The following is a 14,180-nucleotide window of genomic DNA, read 5'->3' as shown; positions in this document are numbered from 1 at the left end:
GTGAAAAGCGAAGTCAAATCCTGCTGCGCGGACGGATAGGCCGATCAGCCCCGGGCGCGGGCCATGAAGGCGAGTCGCTCGAAGAGCGCCACGTCCTGTTCGTTCTTCAGAAGCGCCCCATGAAGCTTCGGCAGAAGGTGCCTGGGGTCGCGCTTCAGATCCTCGGGCCCGACATCCTCGGCGAGCAGGAGTTTCAGCCAGTCGAGCATCTCTGAGGTTGAGGGTTTCTTCTTCAGGCCCGGGGTTTCGCGGATCTCGTAGAACTGGGTCAGCGCCTCGGACAGGAGTGCCTGTTTCAGTCCCGGGAAATGCACCTCGACAATCCGCTTCAGCACCTCCGCGTCGGGGAAGCGGATATAGTGGAAGAAGCAGCGGCGCAGGAAGGCGTCGGGCAGCTCCTTTTCATTGTTCGAGCTGATGATGATCACCGGCCGGTGTTTTGCCCGGACGGTTTCGCCCGTCTCGTAGACATGGAATTCCATCCGGTCGAGTTCCTGCAGAAGGTCGTTCGGAAACTCGATATCGGCCTTGTCGATCTCGTCGATGAGCAGAACGACCTTGCCCGGCGCTTCGAACGCCTGCCAGAGCTTGCCCTTGCGGATATAGTTCCTGACGTCATGCACGCGCGCATCGCCCAGCTGGCTGTCGCGAAGGCGCGAGACGGCGTCATATTCGTAAAGCCCCTGTGCCGCCTTGGTTGTGGACTTCACATGCCATTCAACGAGAGGCAGTCCGAGACTCAGCGCGACCTGGCGGGCAAGCTCGGTCTTGCCGGTTCCCGGCTCCCCCTTCACCAGTAGCGGGCGTTCCAGCGCGACTGATGCATTGACCGCAACAGTCAGATCCTCGGTCGCCACGTAAGCGTCGGTACCGTTGAATTTCATCCGTTTTCCCGCAGTCTTGTCGGTCAGGTCCCGCCCGACATAGCGGCCGGTTCACAAAGCTGCAATGCCAGCCCTGCCAGCTAGTGACATCCGTTCCCGCTTCCTGTATGGCGGCGCCCACGAGTGGCCGGTCGTCCCCTTGGGGGTGCAACCGACCCGGCCGAGGAGGAAGTGCGTATGAAGCCCGAGGTCTTTCTTCCCGACGATTACCGTCCCGCGGAAGACGAACCATTCATGAACGAGCGGCAGCTGGAATATTTTCGCCGCAAGCTGATTTCCTGGAAGGAAGAGCTTCTCGAACAATCGGCCGAGACGCTGGAGGGGTTGCAGGACAGCGCCCGCGCGGTTCCCGACATCGCCGACCGGGCGAGCGAGGAGACCGACCGCGCGCTGGAACTGAGAACCCGCGACCGGCAGAGGAAGCTGGTTTCGAAGATCGATTCCGCGCTGCGCCGGATCGACAATGGCGAGTACGGATATTGCGAGATGACGGGCGAGCCCATTTCGCTCAAGCGTCTCGACGCGCGCCCGATCGCCACGATGACGCTGGAAGCCCAGGAAAAGCACGAGCGGCGCGAGCGCGTGCACCGCGACGAATGATCCGCGACGAGTGATCCGCGACGAATAATCCGATTTTAACCTCGATCGGCGAGGTCTATGACAGGGCCGGGGCGAAAGCTCCGGCCTTTTCGCATGAGGAACCATGATCAGGGATCGCGATATTGCCGTGATCGGCGCGGGGATTGCCGGGTTGGCGGTGGCCACGGCGCTCTGCCAGCGCGGGGCGAAGGTGCGGGTTCTGGAACAGGCGCCGGTCATCCGCGAGGTGGGCGCAGGCCTGCAGATCACGCCCAATGGCATGGCGGTTCTCAGGGCGCTGGGGCTGGAAGAGGCGTGTGACGCGCTTGGTCAGGCGGCCGAGGCGGTCGAGCTGATCGACGGCGAGACGGGGGCACTCGTCACCCGGATCGACCTGGCCAGCATCGCGCCCGAGGGGGCGTTCCGGTTCTTCCATCGCGCCGACCTGATCGACATTCTGGAAGGGGCCGCGCGCCGGGCAGGCGCCACGATCGAGCTTGGTCACCGGATCGAAAGCCTGACGCTCGGGGCGCAGGGACCACATCTTCTGGCCGAACGCGGGGTGGAACATGCGGGGCTGGTCGTGGGCGCCGACGGGCTGCATTCGCGGGTCCGGGCGGCGCTCGACCAGGGCGGCAAGCCCTTCTTCACCGGCCAGGTCGCCTGGCGGGCGACGCTTCCGGCAGAGGGGGATATTCCGCCGGTCGCGCGGGTCTATATGGGGCCGGGGCGGCATATCGTGACCTATCCGCTCAGGGGCGGCAGGCTGCGCAACATCGTTGCCGTCGAGGAGCGGAAGAAATGGGCCGAGGAGAGCTGGAACCTCACCGACGATCCGCTGGCGCTGCGGATCGCGTTCGAAGCGTTCATCCCCGAGGTGCGCGGCTGGCTCGACCGGATCGAACGACCGAACCTCTGGGGCCTCTTCCGCCATCCGGTGGCCGAGCACTGGCACGGCCATGGCGCGGTGCTTGTGGGCGATGCCGCCCATCCGACCCTGCCGTTCCTTGCGCAGGGGGCGAACATGGCGCTGGAGGATGCCTGGGTGCTGGCAGCCTCGCTCGCCCGCCATCACGAGGCCGAGGCGTTGGCCCATTATCAGGCGGCGCGGCGCGACCGGGCCAAGCGGATCGTCGCGGCGGCGACCGCGAATGCGCGGAATTATCACCTGTCGGGGGTGCGCCGCGATCTGGCGCATTTCGGGCTGCGCAGCCTGCAACGGTTTGCGCCCGGGATGCTGGCGGGTCGCTTTGCATGGCTCTACGGCCATGACGTGACCCGCCCGGGTAGCGGGGCGTGACGGTGGGGCGGAAAATTCTTCGCGAAGAATTTTCCGCAACCGGAAGAATTTTCGTGAAAATTCTTCCGGTGCCCGGCCGCGACGCCTGTCAGCCGCGTTCGCGCCACCGGTCCTGAATCTGCAGCTTCCAGTAGGTCAACTGGGCGGCGATCAGGCCCGCCGGGCCGCCCGCCCAGTCGAGGCCGAAGGGCGCGAACAGTCCGATCCGGTCGCTTTCGCCCAGAATCGCCTCGGCCAGTACCTTGCCTGCGATCGCCGTCGTGTTCAGCCCGTGGCCGCCGAAGGCGGTGATGTGCCAGATGCCGGGCGCCATCTCGCCGACCTGCGGCATGAGGTGGCGGGCGTAGCCCATGAGGCCGGACCATGACAGTTCGGTCTTGAGCCCCTCAAGCTGCGGATAGGCGGTCAGCATCTCGCGCCTGAGTTCACGGGCGATGCCCGCGGGGGCGGCGGCGCGGGTGGTGATCCGCCCGCCCCAGAGCAGCCTGCGTCCCCCCTGGACCAGCCGGTAATAATCCCCCGCCCGGCGGTCGTCATAGAGGCAGGCGCTTGTGCGGATCGCGCCGGCGATCAGCTCGGGTGCCTCTTCGGTTGCCATCATGTAGGTGGCGATCGGCAGGACCGCGCGCTTCAGGCGGGGCACGAGGCGGCCGGTATAGCCGCCGGTGGCGAGGACGAGGCGCGGCGCTTCGATTGTGCCTTGGGCGGTTTCGATGCGTTTGGCGGGGCCCGAGAGGTGGGCGCCGGTCGCGGGCGAGCCTTCGAAGATTCTCCCGCCAAGCCGGTCGATCTCGACCGCGATGGCGCGGACGAGATTCAGCGGGTGGATATGGAAGGCATTCGGATCGTGGAGCGCGTGGAAATAGCGTGGACTGGAGACATGCGCTTCAAGGGCCGCGCGGTCGAGATAGTGCAACTCGTAGCCATAGAGCGACGCAAACTCGTCGACATGTGCCTTCAGATCGTCCGCCCGGTCGAAGCGGCGCAGGCTGAGGAGGCCGGGCACCAGCCCGGCGCTGTCGATCTCCAGATCGCGGATCGTGGCACGCAGCCGCTCGACCCCTTCGATGGACAGGCGGTGCAGGGCCTGTGCCTCGGTCTCGCCCACCCGGGCGCGGATCGCGGCGTCGCCGCCCGCGAAGGCCGGGCTGACCAGCCCGCCATTGCGGCCCGAGGCACCGAAACCCACCTGTTCGGCTTCGATCACCGCGACGGCGAGACCCGCGCGCGCGAGTTCGAGCGCCGTGGTAAGGCCCGCAAGGCCGCCGCCGACGATGGCGACATCGGCCTCCTCGCGACCCGAGAGCACGGGGCGCCGGGTCCGGTCGGCGGCGGTGCGGGCGTACCAGGTGTCGGGGAAAGCCATGTCAGGCGTCGAGGTCGATCCAGACCGGCACATGATCGGAAGGCTTGTCGCCACCGCGCACCGCCTTGTCGATCTGGCAGTCCCTCAGCCGGTCGGCGGCCTGCGGGCTCAGAAGCAGATGGTCGATGCGGATGCCGTTGTTCCGCTCCCACGCGCCCGCCTGATAGTCCCAGAAGGAATAGTGCCCGGGGCGGGGCTCGCGGGCGCGGAAGGCCTCGGTATAGCCGAGGTTGAGGAGGCGGCGGAAGGCGGCGCGGGTCTGGGGCAGGAACAGCGCATCCTCGGTCCAGACCTCGGGCCTGGCCGCATCTTCCGCCTGCGGGATCACATTGTAATCGCCCGCCATCACCACCGGCATTTCGGTCGCAAGCAGGTCGGCCGCGCGGGCGCGCATCCGCCCCATCCAGGCGAGCTTGTAGTCGTATTTCGGTCCCGGCACCGGATTGCCGTTCGGCAAATACAGGCCGCAGAGCCTGATGGCATCCTTGCCGACAACCGTCGCCTCGATCCAGCGTGCCTGTTCGTCCTCCGCATCGCCGGGCAGGCCGCGTTCGACATCCTCCAAGGGCAGTTTCGACAGGATCGCCACGCCGTTGAAGCCCTTCTGGCCGTGGGTTTCGACGAAATAGCCGCGATCCTCGAACAGGTCGCGCGGGAAAGCCTCGTCGACCGACTTGATTTCCTGCAACAGCACGATGTCGGGCGCGGCCTCGTCCAGCCAGGCGGGCAGCGCCTCGGCGCGGGCCTTGATGCCGTTGATGTTGAATGTGGCGATCTTCATCCGGGTTCCCCTGTCTGACCCTATCATCGGTCCTGGGCGCCCCGGACGCAAGCCGTCGGGCGCGAGCCCTTGGGGGGCGGGAATTCCCTACTCGATCTGTCACGCGTGACGTGCTTTCGTCGCGGTCCGGGGGGCGGATCACGGAGACTGTTCATGACCTTGTCTGCAATACGTGCCCTTCCTGCCGCGCTCGCCGCCGTCTGGTTCGCGACGGCTGCCTCGGCGGGGCCGTGCGAGAAGCACTACACGGCGGTCGGCGTGCCGCTGGTCACGCCCATCGTCTTCGAATCCTGGATGGATTTCAAAGGGCTGGCGCCCGACAAGGCGCTGAAACGCATGGCGCGCGCGGTCAAGTCCGAGGGTTTTTCGGGCATCAAGGTCGACAGCGGGCGTCTGACCATCACCGCCTATCAGGAGACTTCGGGTTCGGGGCGGACGCAGAAGCTTACGGTCACGGCCAAGAAGACCAAGGACGGCACGCGGGCGCGGGCATCTTTCAGGATCAGGGCCGGGCAGGTAGCGGAAGACCGGCATGTGCGGCCGGGCCTGTGCAAGATACTGAACGCGGCGGACGGCTGATCGCCGTCAGGCGTTGCGCACGAGAAGCTTGTCGATGCGGAAGCCGTCGAGGTCGATGACTTCGATCTGCAGGGGGCCGAAGGTGAGTTTCTCGCCAAGCTTCGGGATATGGCCGAGATGGTCGAGGACGAGGCCCGCGACGGTCTCGTATTCGCGGTCATCGGGCAGCTTGAGGCCCATCCGGTCGCCGAACTCGTCCGCCGCCATCGAGCCGGACACCAGGAAGGACCCGTCGTCGCGCGCGACCATGTCGGGTTCTTCCTCGCCGGGCGTGTCGAAGGAACCGGTGATGCCTTCGAGCACGTCCATGGGCGTGATGACGCCTTCGAAATGGCCGTATTCGTCGAAGACGAGGACCATGTTCACCGTGCTTTCGCGCAGTTTCTCGATCACCTGCGCGGCGTCGGCCACGTCGATCACGATCGGCGCCTCGCGCACGAACTTGCGCAGGTCGGCGGTGGCGGCCTTGGTGGCGAGAAGAAGGTCGCGCACCGGGATGACGCCGATGATCGCATCCGCGCCGCCCTCGGTCGCGGGCAGCAGCGCCTTGCCGGTCTCGCGCGCCTGTTTAAGCGCGGCGGCGGGGCCCGCGGTGATGTCCAGGACCTCGACATCGGTGCGCGGCGTCATCAGCGTGCGGGCCGACCGGTCGGCAAGGCGCATGACGCCCGCGATCATCTCGCGTTCGTCGGAGGAGAGGACGCCAGCCGTTTCCGCCTCGGCGATGGTCAGCTTGACCTCTTCGTCGGTCATCTCCTCGCCCGAGACCGAATGCTGGCGGAGGAGGAAGAGAAGCGCCTTGCCGGATATGTCAAGGAACCAGACAAGCGGCGTCGTGATCGCGGCGATCACCCGCATCGGCGGGGCCATGCGGATCGCCACCCCTTCGGGGTTTTTCAATGCGATCTGCTTCGGTACCAACTCGCCCACGATCAGCGACAGATAGGTGATGGCGGCGACGACGGAGCCGACGCCCAGCGTCTGCGCCCAGGAGGCGGAAAAGCCCGCGGCCTCCAGCGCATTGGTCAGCCTGAGGCCGAGCGTGGCGCCCGAGATCGCGCCCGAAAGAATGCCGACAAGCGTGATGCCGATCTGCACGGCCGAAAGGAACCGCCCGGGATGTTCCTGCAGCGCGAGCGCGGTGCGGGCGCCCGTGCGGCCCTGATCAGCCAGAACCTTCAGCCTCGTGGGCCGGGCCGAGACGATGGCAAGTTCCGACATGGCCAATAGACCGTTGAGGACGGTGAGGCAGAGGACGGTCAGGATTTCAATGAGCATACGGGTCCGGTCGCGGCAATGTCGGGCGACTATAGGGGGAAAGGATCAGATGGAAAAGCTGGTCCCGCAGCCGCAGGAGGACGTCGCGTTGGGATTGTCGATCACGAAGCGCGCGCCGATCAGTTCCTCGGAAAAGTCGATGGTCGCATTGGCGAGGAACGGCAGGGATACCGTGTCGACCAGCACCTTCTGGCCCCAGCCTTCCAGCACAAGATCGTCCGCAGCGGGGTCGTCGAGCTTGATCTCATACTGAAAGCCCGAGCAGCCGCCGCCCGCGACCGCGACGCGCAGGGCCTTGGCCTCGCCCGAGGCCTCATTGATCTCGGCCAGCCGCGCGAAGGCGCGGTCGGTGACTTTCGGGGGCAGGGTGAGGGACATGGTCGCCGCGTCTGGTTGTTCTCATGTCCGAAGATAGTGGCGGGGAGGGGGTTCCGCAACCGGGTTGGGGGGACATTGGGCCAAGGTCAGGGTTCAAGGCACATCGGACCCGGTTGCGGAATGCCGGTCACGCGGCTTCGGCGCGCACCACGGGGAAGTCGATGTCGGTGGCGAAGATATGGTTGAGGTAGTTGGTGAAGATGTTCTGCACCACGGCGCCCACGGTTTCGACGACATCGGCATTGGTCAGACCCGAAGCGCGGGCGGCTTCGAGGTCTGCGTCAGCGATCAGGCCGCGCTTCTCGGTGATGGCGCGGGCGAGCTTGAGGATTGCCGCGGTGCGCGGCGTGGCAGATGCTGCCTGGCGGTTCGCAGCGATCTCGGACGCGGGCACTTTCAGGCCCGAGGAGATGGCGCTGTGGGCCGAGAGGCAATAATCGCAGCCGTTGGTCTGGCCGACGGTGAGGGCGACCGCCTCGCGTTCCTGCGCGGTCAGGTTGCCTTTGCCGAGCGCCTCGCCGAGGCCGAGGAGGGCGGAAAGCGTCGCGGGGCTGTGGCCCGTGGTGCGGTAGAGGTTCGGCACCATGCCGATCTTGGCCTTGACCGCGGCGAAGATCGCGGCGGCATCGGGCGTGGCATTGGCATCGGTCAGCGGGGAAATGCGGGGCATGTCGGTCTTTCTCACTTTCTGGGGAAGGGGCTTTGCAGCGCCGGTACATGGGTCCTATAATATTACGGACCGTATGGTAAATAATAATATCGGACCATTTGGTAACAAATTCGGGAGCAGGCCATGGCACGTCCACTCGGATTCGATCCTGAGGAAGCGAAGACCGCGCTGATGAATATCTTCTGGGCGAGGGGCTACGAGGCGACGTCGATGCAGGATATCGAGGTGGCGACGGGGCTCAGGAAGCAAAGCCTTTACCGGCTCTTCGGCGACAAGCATTCGATGTATCTGGCGGCGCTGCGCACATACGAGGATTGTGTCGTGGCGGAGGCCGAGCGCATACTGGGTCAGACGCCGGGGTCCGCGCGGGCGCGCTTCGCGGCGCTTCTGGATTGGGTGATCCGTTCGGCCTCGGACGCGGGCGATGTACGCGGCTGCTTCCTTGCCAATGCCAGCGCCGAGGCGAGTGCGGCTGATCCCGAGACGGCGGAGGTTCTGGCGATAATGAGCGGGCGGATGGCGTCGGCCTTTGACGGGGCGCTCTCGGCCGACGCGCGCTACCGCGACGATGCGGGCCTGCGCCGGGCACGGATGCGGCATCTGCTGGCCGCCTATGTGGGGCTGCGGATCCTCGTGAAGGGCGCGTTCGACGAGGCGGCGATGCGCGAGGCGGCGGACGATCTGCTTCTGTCGATCTGAAGGGCCTGTTCGCTGGGGCCTTCGCCGCCTATAGTCGGGGCAAAGACGAAAGACCCATGCCCATGCTCGCCCCCTATGCCTGCCAGCCCGATCAAAGCCGGGGCAGGCTGTTTCCCGAGAAGCTCTCGACCTTCCGTTCGCCCTTCCAGCGCGACCGCGACCGGATCATCCATTCCTCGGCCTTCCGGCGGCTGAAGCACAAGACGCAGGTGTTCGTCGAGCATGAGGGCGATTATTACCGCACCCGCCTGACCCATACGATCGAGGTGGCGCAGGTCGCCCGCACGATCGCGGCGACGCTTGGGCTGAATGTCGAACTGGCCGAGGCGGTGGCCCTGGCCCATGACCTCGGCCATCCGCCTTTCGGCCATACTGGCGAGGATGCCTTGGCCGTGCTGATGGAACCCTATGGCGGGTTCGACCATAATGCGCAGGCCTTGCGGATCGTCACGCGGCTCGAGCGGCATTATGCCGATTTTGACGGGCTGAACCTGACCTGGGAAACGCTTGAGGGCATGGCCAAGCACAATGGGCCGGTGATCGGCCCGAATGCGAGCGGCTCGCATTCGGTCAGCGATCCGGCGCTGATGCCCTATGCTTTGGCCGAGGTGAACGGGCGGATCGATCTGGAGCTTTCGACCTTCGCGAGTGCGGAGGCGCAGGTGGCCTCGGTCGCCGATGACGTTGCCTACAATCATCATGACCTGCATGACGGGCTGCGCGCGGGGCTTTTCACCGAAGAGGATCTGATGGACCTGCCGGTGACGGGCCCGGCCTTCCATGAGGTCGACCAGATGTACCCGGGCCTCGACCCGATGCGGCGGCGGCACGAGGCGCTGCGGCGGGTCTTTGGCGTAATGGTCGAGGATGTGATCGCGGTGGCGCAGAACCGGCTGCAGGCGAGCCAGCCGCAGTCGGCCGACGCGATCCGGGCGATGGACGGGCCGATCATCCGGTTTTCAAAGCCGCTTTACCAGAATCTCAAGGCGATCAAGAGTTTCCTCTTCACCCGCATGTATCGCGCGCCGACGGTTGTTGTGGAGAGGAAGCGGGTGACGGCGGTGGTGAACAATCTCTTTCCGCTGTTCCTGAAGGAGCCGGGGCTCTTGCCCGACGAATGGCAGGCGGATGTGGCGGCGGCGGCGGACGAGACCGCGCTCGCCCGCGTCGTGCTCGATTATGTGGCGGGGATGACCGACCGGTTCGCGCTGCAGGAGCATGAAAGGCTGGTCGGCGGGAGCTAGATCGGTTTCGTCCCGCCTTCGGCGGGCCGATCCGCCGGGGGGCCAGCCCCCCGGACCCCCCGAGGTATTTGAGCCAAGATGAAGGGGGCGAAGCTAGGGCGCGCCCGGTGCGGGTTCCCAAAGCTCGATCGGATTGCCTTCGGGGTCGTGGACGCGGGCGAAGCGGCCGATCTCGGGCATGTCCCAGTCGGGATTGGTCGTGGCCTCGATCCCGGCGGCGTGGAGCGCGGCGAGGAGCCCGTCGAGATCCCGGACGCGCAGGTTGATCATCCATTGCCGGTCGGGGGCGAAATAGTCCGTGTCGGCGGCGAAGGGCATGAAGACGGTCGGTCCCGCCTCCTGCTGCCAGGGGGTGGAATAGTCGATATAGGTGCCGAGATGGCTGCGGTACCAGTCCTGAAGGGCGGCGGGGTCCTTCGCGCGGAAGAAGATGCCGCCGATGCCGGTTACGGGCATGGGTGCCTCCTGTCTGTGCGGGCGAGCGTAGCGCTGTCGGGTGCAGGCGGCAAGCGGCGGGTCAGCCGAGGAAAATCCCCAGGATCACCAGCATCAGTCCGAGGGCGGAGAGGAGGACGGCGCCGATGTTGAGGGCCACGACCTTCTGCAGGCGGGCGCGCAGGTCGTGGTCGGAGAGGCCCGCCTTGCGGGCGCGGGCGACCGTCGCGATGCACCAGACGAGCCCCGCAACGCCCAGAAGCGTGACGCCCGCGCCGATCCAGATCAGGATGTCCATCTTGCCCTCGCTCTGTCCCTTGCCTTCCGCCTAGCCCGAACCGGGCCGCCGGGCAAGGGCTTGCCTTGTGGGTGCGCGGGGCCCTTGAAGCGGGCGCCCGCGCGGTCTAGTCAGGGGGCCTGATCCGAAGGAGATGCCCATGAACGCCGCCCCACCCGATGCCTATAGCGTGACCGCCGACGAGCTGAAGCAGTTCATCGAGCGTTTCGAGCATCTGGAGGCGGAGAAGAAGGACATCGTCGAGCAGCAGAAAGAGGTGATGGCCGAGGCCAAGGGCCGTGGCTATGACACCAAGGTGATGAAGAAGATCATCGCGCTGAGGAAGCGCGACAAGGACGATCTGGCCGAGGAAGAGGCAGTTCTGGAGGTCTACAAGGCCGCGCTCGGCATGAGCTGACGACGGCCGGACACCCGTGTCAGGGCCGGATCACGGTGAGGCCGGGCAGGGCGCAGATCTCCTCCCACTCGCGCAGGTAACGCTCGGTGATCCGCGCGACGATCTCCTCGGTCCAGCCGGGGAGGGTGATCTCCATTTCCAGCTGATCGCGACGCCCGTGCGCAGTGAGCGCCTCGCTGAGCCGCGCGCGATAGTCGGCCCGATCGGCAGGCGGTGCGTCCGCCAGCGACTGTTGCAGTGCCGCGAGACCTTCGTCGGTCAGAAGCATCGCGACCAGATCGAATTCGCCCTCCATCGGCGCCTCTTCTGTCCAGCCGGTGATCGCGCGCAGCACCTCGGGCCAGAGGAGCGGCGTATCCTCGTTGCACCAGACGGTCACCGGCAGCTCCAGTCCCGCGTCGCAGATGCGGCGCATCGTGTGCAGCCAGCTCAGGTGAACCGCGTCGGCGGCGGCGATCATTTCGGCCAGCGATGCCGCGTCGGCGAGGGCTGCCAGTCCGGCGATCAAGGTCGCGGGGTTGCAAAGCGCGATGGAAAACTCGACCTCGTGGTCGGGAAACAGGTTCTGGATGGTTTTCAACCGGCTCGGCGCCTGGACATAGAGCCCTGCCTCCTGCACGGCGCGCGTCGGCATGGCGATGATGCTTTCATGCGACAGCACGAGACGTTTGACCTCGTCGCTGTCGGTGATGGCGTCGATCAGCGCCTGCTGCGCATCGGCGCTGGCCCGTCCGCCGCCGAGAGCGTTGAGCGCATCGCGGATGAGCGAGCGGTATTGGCGCGGTGCCGGGACATAGGTGCCCTGCGCGGCCAGGGTCCCGCGGTTCTTCAACACGGCGCGTATCAGGCGGCTGTCGTCCGTCGCATGGACACCAAGGTGAAAATTGATCCGCATCGTCCTGCCGGTTCTGCCCGTTTGGCCCGCACCTTATACGGGTGCATCGCGCGAGGAAACCGCCCTGCGCCGCGTCGAGGGCTAAATCGCCGCCATGCTGGCAGCGATGTTGAAGAAAGCTTGCACGAGCTTGCCGCCCTTGCGTTCGCGCAGGCAGATCAGCGCCTCGTCCATGCGGACGTGATCGGTGCCCTCGACCGGGATGGCGACAAGGCGGGGGTCGGGCCCGAATTCCGCCGCCGAGACAAAGCCGATGCCTGCGCCGGAGGCGACGATTTCTCGTACCGCCTCGCGGCCTTCGGCCTCGATGGCGGCCTGCAGCTGTACCCCGGCGGCGGCGGCTGCCTCTTCGAGCTTTGCCCGGGTGCGCGAGCCGCGCTCGCGCATCACGAGCGGCGCTTCCGCCAGGTCGGCGAAGGTGAAACTGGTGCGGCCGGCAAGCGGGTGGGTCCTGGCTGTGAAGGCGACGATCGGTGTCGCGTTCAGTGCCAGATAGTCGAAGTCGCGGCTTTGGGGGATCTCGCCCAGCACGCCGATGTCGGCCTCGTAACTGTAGAGGCTTTCGATCACATTGTCGCTGTTGCCCGCGCGCATGGTGATTCGGACCCCGGGATAGGTCTCGCGGAAGCGGGCGAGGATATGGAGGAGATGGTGGGCGCTGTCGGCGACGATGCGGAGCGTGCCTGAGCGCAGCGCGCGTGCCTCGGAGAGAAGTTCCAGCGCCTGCTGCTCCTGCTCGAAGAGCCGCCGTGTGATGTCGAGAAGCCGCGCGCCCTGATCGGTCAGGATCACCTGTTTCTTGTGGCGATTGAAGAGAAGGAGGTCATATTCCTCCTCAAGCTTCCTGACCTGATCGGAGATCGCGGGCTGGGTGAGGTAGAGCTCCTCTGCCGCGCGCGAGAAGCCGCCGCAGATTGCCACATAGTGGAAGGCGCGCAGCTGGACGTATCGCATGTCTATCCTCCGGGTTTCGCCCGGATCATCTACAAGTCAGACTTATGTGACAATACAAAATAACGATTTTACAGATATATCGGTACATGAGACATACGGGGTCAAACAAGGTTCTGCAGGGTGCATCATGCTCCAGTCTCCCGAAAATCCCCTTCCCGCGCCGCGACTTGGCGAACCCTATCTTCTGACGCCCGGGCCGCTGACCACGGCCTATGAGGTCAAGGAGGCGATGCTGAGGGACTGGGGGTCGTGGGACGGCGATTTCCGGGCGATGACGAAATCGCTCTGCGATCAGCTGGTGGCGCTTGCGGGGGATCGCGACGGAGAGTTTGCCTGTGTGCCGATGCAGGGCTCGGGGTCTTTCTGCGTCGAGGCGATGCTGGGCACGTTCGTGCCGCGCAGCGGCAAGGTGCTGGTCCTGGCGAACGGCGCCTATGGGCTGAGGGCCGCCGAGACGATGAAATATCTGGGCCGGGCCTACACCCTGATCGACAAGGGCGATTACCTGCCGCCGCGGGGTGACGAGGTGGGGGCGGCGCTTGATGCAGACCCTTCGATCACCCATGTGATCGCCATCCATTGCGAGACCTCGTCAGGCATCCTCAATCCGGTCGCCGAGATATCGGAGGCGGTCTATGCGCGGGGGCGCAAGCTTTTGATCGATTCGATGTCGGCCTTCGGGGCGCTTTCCCTCGATGTGACCGAGATCCGCTACGAGGCGATGGTTTCCTCGGCCAACAAATGCATCGAGGGGGTGCCGGGTTTCGGCTTCGTCATCGCGCGGAAGAGCGAGCTTGAGGCGGCGAAGGGCAACAGCCATTCGCTGGCGCTCGATGTGCATGCGCAATGGGCCTACCTGCAGAAAACCGGCCAGTGGCGCTATACCCCGCCCACACATGTGGTCGCGGCCTTCCTGAAGGCGCTGGAACTGCATGCGGCGGAAGGCGGGGTCGCGGGGCGCGGGGGGCGCTATACGAGGAACCGCGACGTGATGGTCGAGGGGATGCGCGGCCTTGGGTTCGAGACACTGCTGAAAGACCGCTGGCTCAGCCCGATCATCGTGACCTTCTTCTGCCCGGCCGATCCGAAGTTCGTCTTTGCCACCTTCTACGATCTGATGAAAGCGAAGGGCTTCATCATTTACCCGGGCAAGCTGACGGTGGTGGACAGTTTCCGCGTCGGCTGCATCGGGCGGATGGACGAACATGTGATGGCGCGCGTGGTGCAGGCCGCGCAGGAGGCGCTGGCCGAGATGGGCGTGGCCTCGGCCGCGCCGCCTGCGGCGGCGATTGCCGAACGCGCGAAACTGGCCGCCTGACGCGGCACCGATATCTGACGGAAGGACGAAGAATGAACATGATCAATCGCGCGCCGGTGATCGCGAATGACCGCGCCTATCCCTGGCCGAAGGTCCCCGCCGTGGCGATCTGTCTGGACGGGTGC

General features: G+C 65.9%; 17 protein-coding genes. 7 read left to right on the top strand and 10 right to left on the bottom strand.

The window, feature by feature from the left end:
- Positions 1 to 44 precede the first annotated feature (44 nt).
- Positions 45 to 884 carry an AAA family ATPase gene (locus tag P0645_RS15810; RefSeq protein ID WP_284165559.1) on the bottom strand — a complete coding sequence of 280 codons (840 nt, stop codon included), beginning with the start codon at positions 882 to 884 and terminating at the stop codon, positions 45 to 47.
- Positions 885 to 1,061: 177 nt separating this feature from the next.
- Here P0645_RS15810 and dksA point away from each other — a divergent pair, with 177 nt between their 5' ends.
- Together dksA and P0645_RS15800 are read left to right on the top strand one after the other, a co-directional pair.
- Positions 1,062 to 1,484 (top strand): RNA polymerase-binding protein DksA, encoded by a 423-nt coding sequence (gene dksA / locus P0645_RS15805; protein ID WP_284165558.1) that lies wholly within the window; start codon positions 1,062 to 1,064, stop codon positions 1,482 to 1,484.
- A gap of 103 nt (positions 1,485 to 1,587) precedes the next feature.
- The gene (locus tag P0645_RS15800) at positions 1,588 to 2,763 is read left to right on the top strand and encodes an FAD-dependent monooxygenase (RefSeq protein ID WP_284165557.1); all 1,176 of its coding nucleotides are present in this window, start codon (positions 1,588 to 1,590) and stop codon (positions 2,761 to 2,763) included.
- Positions 2,764 to 2,851: 88 nt separating this feature from the next.
- On the opposite strand, the gene P0645_RS15795 is transcribed toward P0645_RS15800, so the two are convergent.
- Both P0645_RS15795 and xth read right to left on the bottom strand, forming a co-directional pair.
- Positions 2,852 to 4,183 carry an NAD(P)/FAD-dependent oxidoreductase gene (locus tag P0645_RS15795; RefSeq protein WP_284165556.1) on the bottom strand — a complete coding sequence of 444 codons (1,332 nt, stop codon included), beginning with the start codon at positions 4,181 to 4,183 and terminating at the stop codon, positions 2,852 to 2,854.
- Entirely contained in the window at positions 4,131 to 4,910 is a 780-nt protein-coding gene (xth, locus tag P0645_RS15790; RefSeq protein ID WP_284165555.1) for an exodeoxyribonuclease III, read from the bottom strand. Before xth ends, P0645_RS15795 begins: the two co-directional genes overlap by 53 nt.
- A 153-nt stretch (positions 4,911 to 5,063) precedes the next feature.
- Between xth and P0645_RS15785 the strand changes: the two genes are divergently transcribed.
- The gene (locus tag P0645_RS15785) at positions 5,064 to 5,489 is read left to right on the top strand and encodes a hypothetical protein (RefSeq protein ID WP_284165554.1); all 426 of its coding nucleotides are present in this window, start codon (positions 5,064 to 5,066) and stop codon (positions 5,487 to 5,489) included.
- 6 nt (positions 5,490 to 5,495) lie between these two features.
- Here the strand turns inward: P0645_RS15785 and P0645_RS15780 are convergent, their stop codons facing one another.
- From P0645_RS15780 to P0645_RS15770, 3 genes are all read right to left on the bottom strand, one after another.
- Positions 5,496 to 6,767 (bottom strand): hemolysin family protein, encoded by a 1,272-nt coding sequence (locus tag P0645_RS15780; RefSeq protein WP_284165553.1) that lies wholly within the window; start codon positions 6,765 to 6,767, stop codon positions 5,496 to 5,498.
- A 45-nt stretch (positions 6,768 to 6,812) separates the two neighbouring features.
- Positions 6,813 to 7,145, bottom strand: a complete 333-nt coding sequence (locus tag P0645_RS15775; RefSeq protein WP_284165552.1) for a HesB/IscA family protein — start codon at positions 7,143 to 7,145, stop codon at positions 6,813 to 6,815.
- A 127-nt stretch (positions 7,146 to 7,272) separates the two neighbouring features.
- The gene (locus P0645_RS15770; protein WP_284165551.1) at positions 7,273 to 7,815 is read right to left on the bottom strand and encodes a carboxymuconolactone decarboxylase family protein; all 543 of its coding nucleotides are present in this window, start codon (positions 7,813 to 7,815) and stop codon (positions 7,273 to 7,275) included.
- A gap of 123 nt (positions 7,816 to 7,938) precedes the next feature.
- On the opposite strand from P0645_RS15770, the gene P0645_RS15765 reads away from it, so the two are divergent.
- Together P0645_RS15765 and P0645_RS15760 are read left to right on the top strand one after the other, a co-directional pair.
- Complete coding sequence (locus P0645_RS15765) at positions 7,939 to 8,514, top strand: TetR/AcrR family transcriptional regulator (protein ID WP_284165550.1); 576 nt, start codon at positions 7,939 to 7,941, stop codon at positions 8,512 to 8,514.
- Positions 8,515 to 8,576: 62 nt separating this feature from the next.
- Positions 8,577 to 9,758 (top strand): deoxyguanosinetriphosphate triphosphohydrolase, encoded by a 1,182-nt coding sequence (locus tag P0645_RS15760; protein WP_284165658.1) that lies wholly within the window; start codon positions 8,577 to 8,579, stop codon positions 9,756 to 9,758.
- 93 nt (positions 9,759 to 9,851) lie between these two features.
- Here P0645_RS15760 and P0645_RS15755 read toward each other — a convergent pair whose 3' ends face one another.
- Both P0645_RS15755 and P0645_RS15750 read right to left on the bottom strand, forming a co-directional pair.
- Entirely contained in the window at positions 9,852 to 10,214 is a 363-nt protein-coding gene (locus P0645_RS15755) for a VOC family protein (RefSeq protein ID WP_284165549.1), read from the bottom strand.
- Positions 10,215 to 10,275: 61 nt separating this feature from the next.
- Complete coding sequence (locus P0645_RS15750; protein ID WP_284165548.1) at positions 10,276 to 10,491, bottom strand: hypothetical protein; 216 nt, start codon at positions 10,489 to 10,491, stop codon at positions 10,276 to 10,278.
- Between the two features lie 139 nt (positions 10,492 to 10,630).
- Here P0645_RS15750 and P0645_RS15745 point away from each other — a divergent pair, with 139 nt between their 5' ends.
- Positions 10,631 to 10,888, top strand: a complete 258-nt coding sequence (locus tag P0645_RS15745) for a DUF2312 domain-containing protein (RefSeq protein WP_284165547.1) — start codon at positions 10,631 to 10,633, stop codon at positions 10,886 to 10,888.
- Between the two features lie 19 nt (positions 10,889 to 10,907).
- On the opposite strand, the gene P0645_RS15740 is transcribed toward P0645_RS15745, so the two are convergent.
- Together P0645_RS15740 and P0645_RS15735 are read right to left on the bottom strand one after the other, a co-directional pair.
- Positions 10,908 to 11,783: a hypothetical protein gene (locus P0645_RS15740; RefSeq protein ID WP_284165546.1), complete on the bottom strand. Its 876-nt coding sequence runs from the start codon at positions 11,781 to 11,783 to the stop codon at positions 10,908 to 10,910.
- A gap of 81 nt (positions 11,784 to 11,864) precedes the next feature.
- A complete protein-coding gene (locus tag P0645_RS15735; protein ID WP_284165545.1) occupies positions 11,865 to 12,737 on the bottom strand; it encodes a LysR substrate-binding domain-containing protein in 873 nt (290 codons plus the stop codon).
- Between the two features lie 127 nt (positions 12,738 to 12,864).
- Here P0645_RS15735 and P0645_RS15730 point away from each other — a divergent pair, with 127 nt between their 5' ends.
- Entirely contained in the window at positions 12,865 to 14,055 is a 1,191-nt protein-coding gene (locus P0645_RS15730; RefSeq protein WP_284165544.1) for a 2-aminoethylphosphonate--pyruvate transaminase, read from the top strand.
- The last annotated feature ends 125 nt before the right edge of the window (positions 14,056 to 14,180 follow it).

It is taken from the genome of Frigidibacter sp. SD6-1 (genome assembly GCF_030143255.1).
Classification (GTDB): domain Bacteria; phylum Pseudomonadota; class Alphaproteobacteria; order Rhodobacterales; family Rhodobacteraceae; genus TMP-24.
The sequence above is the reverse complement of the archived record's forward strand: the minus strand, read 5'-3'. Positions and strand labels throughout refer to the sequence as shown.

Coding starts and splice junctions, on each gene's coding strand:
- P0645_RS15810 (WP_284165559.1), bottom strand. CDS start 884: ATGAAATTCAACGGTACCGACGCTTACGTGGCGACCGAGGATCTGACT.
- dksA (WP_284165558.1), top strand. CDS start 1,062: ATGAAGCCCGAGGTCTTTCTTCCCGACGATTACCGTCCCGCGGAAGAC.
- P0645_RS15800 (WP_284165557.1), top strand. CDS start 1,588: ATGATCAGGGATCGCGATATTGCCGTGATCGGCGCGGGGATTGCCGGG.
- xth (WP_284165555.1), bottom strand. CDS start 4,910: ATGAAGATCGCCACATTCAACATCAACGGCATCAAGGCCCGCGCCGAG.
- P0645_RS15785 (WP_284165554.1), top strand. CDS start 5,064: ATGACCTTGTCTGCAATACGTGCCCTTCCTGCCGCGCTCGCCGCCGTC.
- P0645_RS15780 (WP_284165553.1), bottom strand. CDS start 6,767: ATGCTCATTGAAATCCTGACCGTCCTCTGCCTCACCGTCCTCAACGGT.
- P0645_RS15775 (WP_284165552.1), bottom strand. CDS start 7,145: ATGTCCCTCACCCTGCCCCCGAAAGTCACCGACCGCGCCTTCGCGCGG.
- P0645_RS15770 (WP_284165551.1), bottom strand. CDS start 7,815: ATGCCCCGCATTTCCCCGCTGACCGATGCCAATGCCACGCCCGATGCC.
- P0645_RS15765 (WP_284165550.1), top strand. CDS start 7,939: ATGGCACGTCCACTCGGATTCGATCCTGAGGAAGCGAAGACCGCGCTG.
- P0645_RS15760 (WP_284165658.1), top strand. CDS start 8,577: ATGCTCGCCCCCTATGCCTGCCAGCCCGATCAAAGCCGGGGCAGGCTG.
- P0645_RS15755 (WP_284165549.1), bottom strand. CDS start 10,214: ATGCCCGTAACCGGCATCGGCGGCATCTTCTTCCGCGCGAAGGACCCC.
- P0645_RS15750 (WP_284165548.1), bottom strand. CDS start 10,491: ATGGACATCCTGATCTGGATCGGCGCGGGCGTCACGCTTCTGGGCGTT.
- P0645_RS15745 (WP_284165547.1), top strand. CDS start 10,631: ATGAACGCCGCCCCACCCGATGCCTATAGCGTGACCGCCGACGAGCTG.
- P0645_RS15740 (WP_284165546.1), bottom strand. CDS start 11,783: ATGCGGATCAATTTTCACCTTGGTGTCCATGCGACGGACGACAGCCGC.
- P0645_RS15735 (WP_284165545.1), bottom strand. CDS start 12,737: ATGCGATACGTCCAGCTGCGCGCCTTCCACTATGTGGCAATCTGCGGC.
- P0645_RS15730 (WP_284165544.1), top strand. CDS start 12,865: ATGCTCCAGTCTCCCGAAAATCCCCTTCCCGCGCCGCGACTTGGCGAA.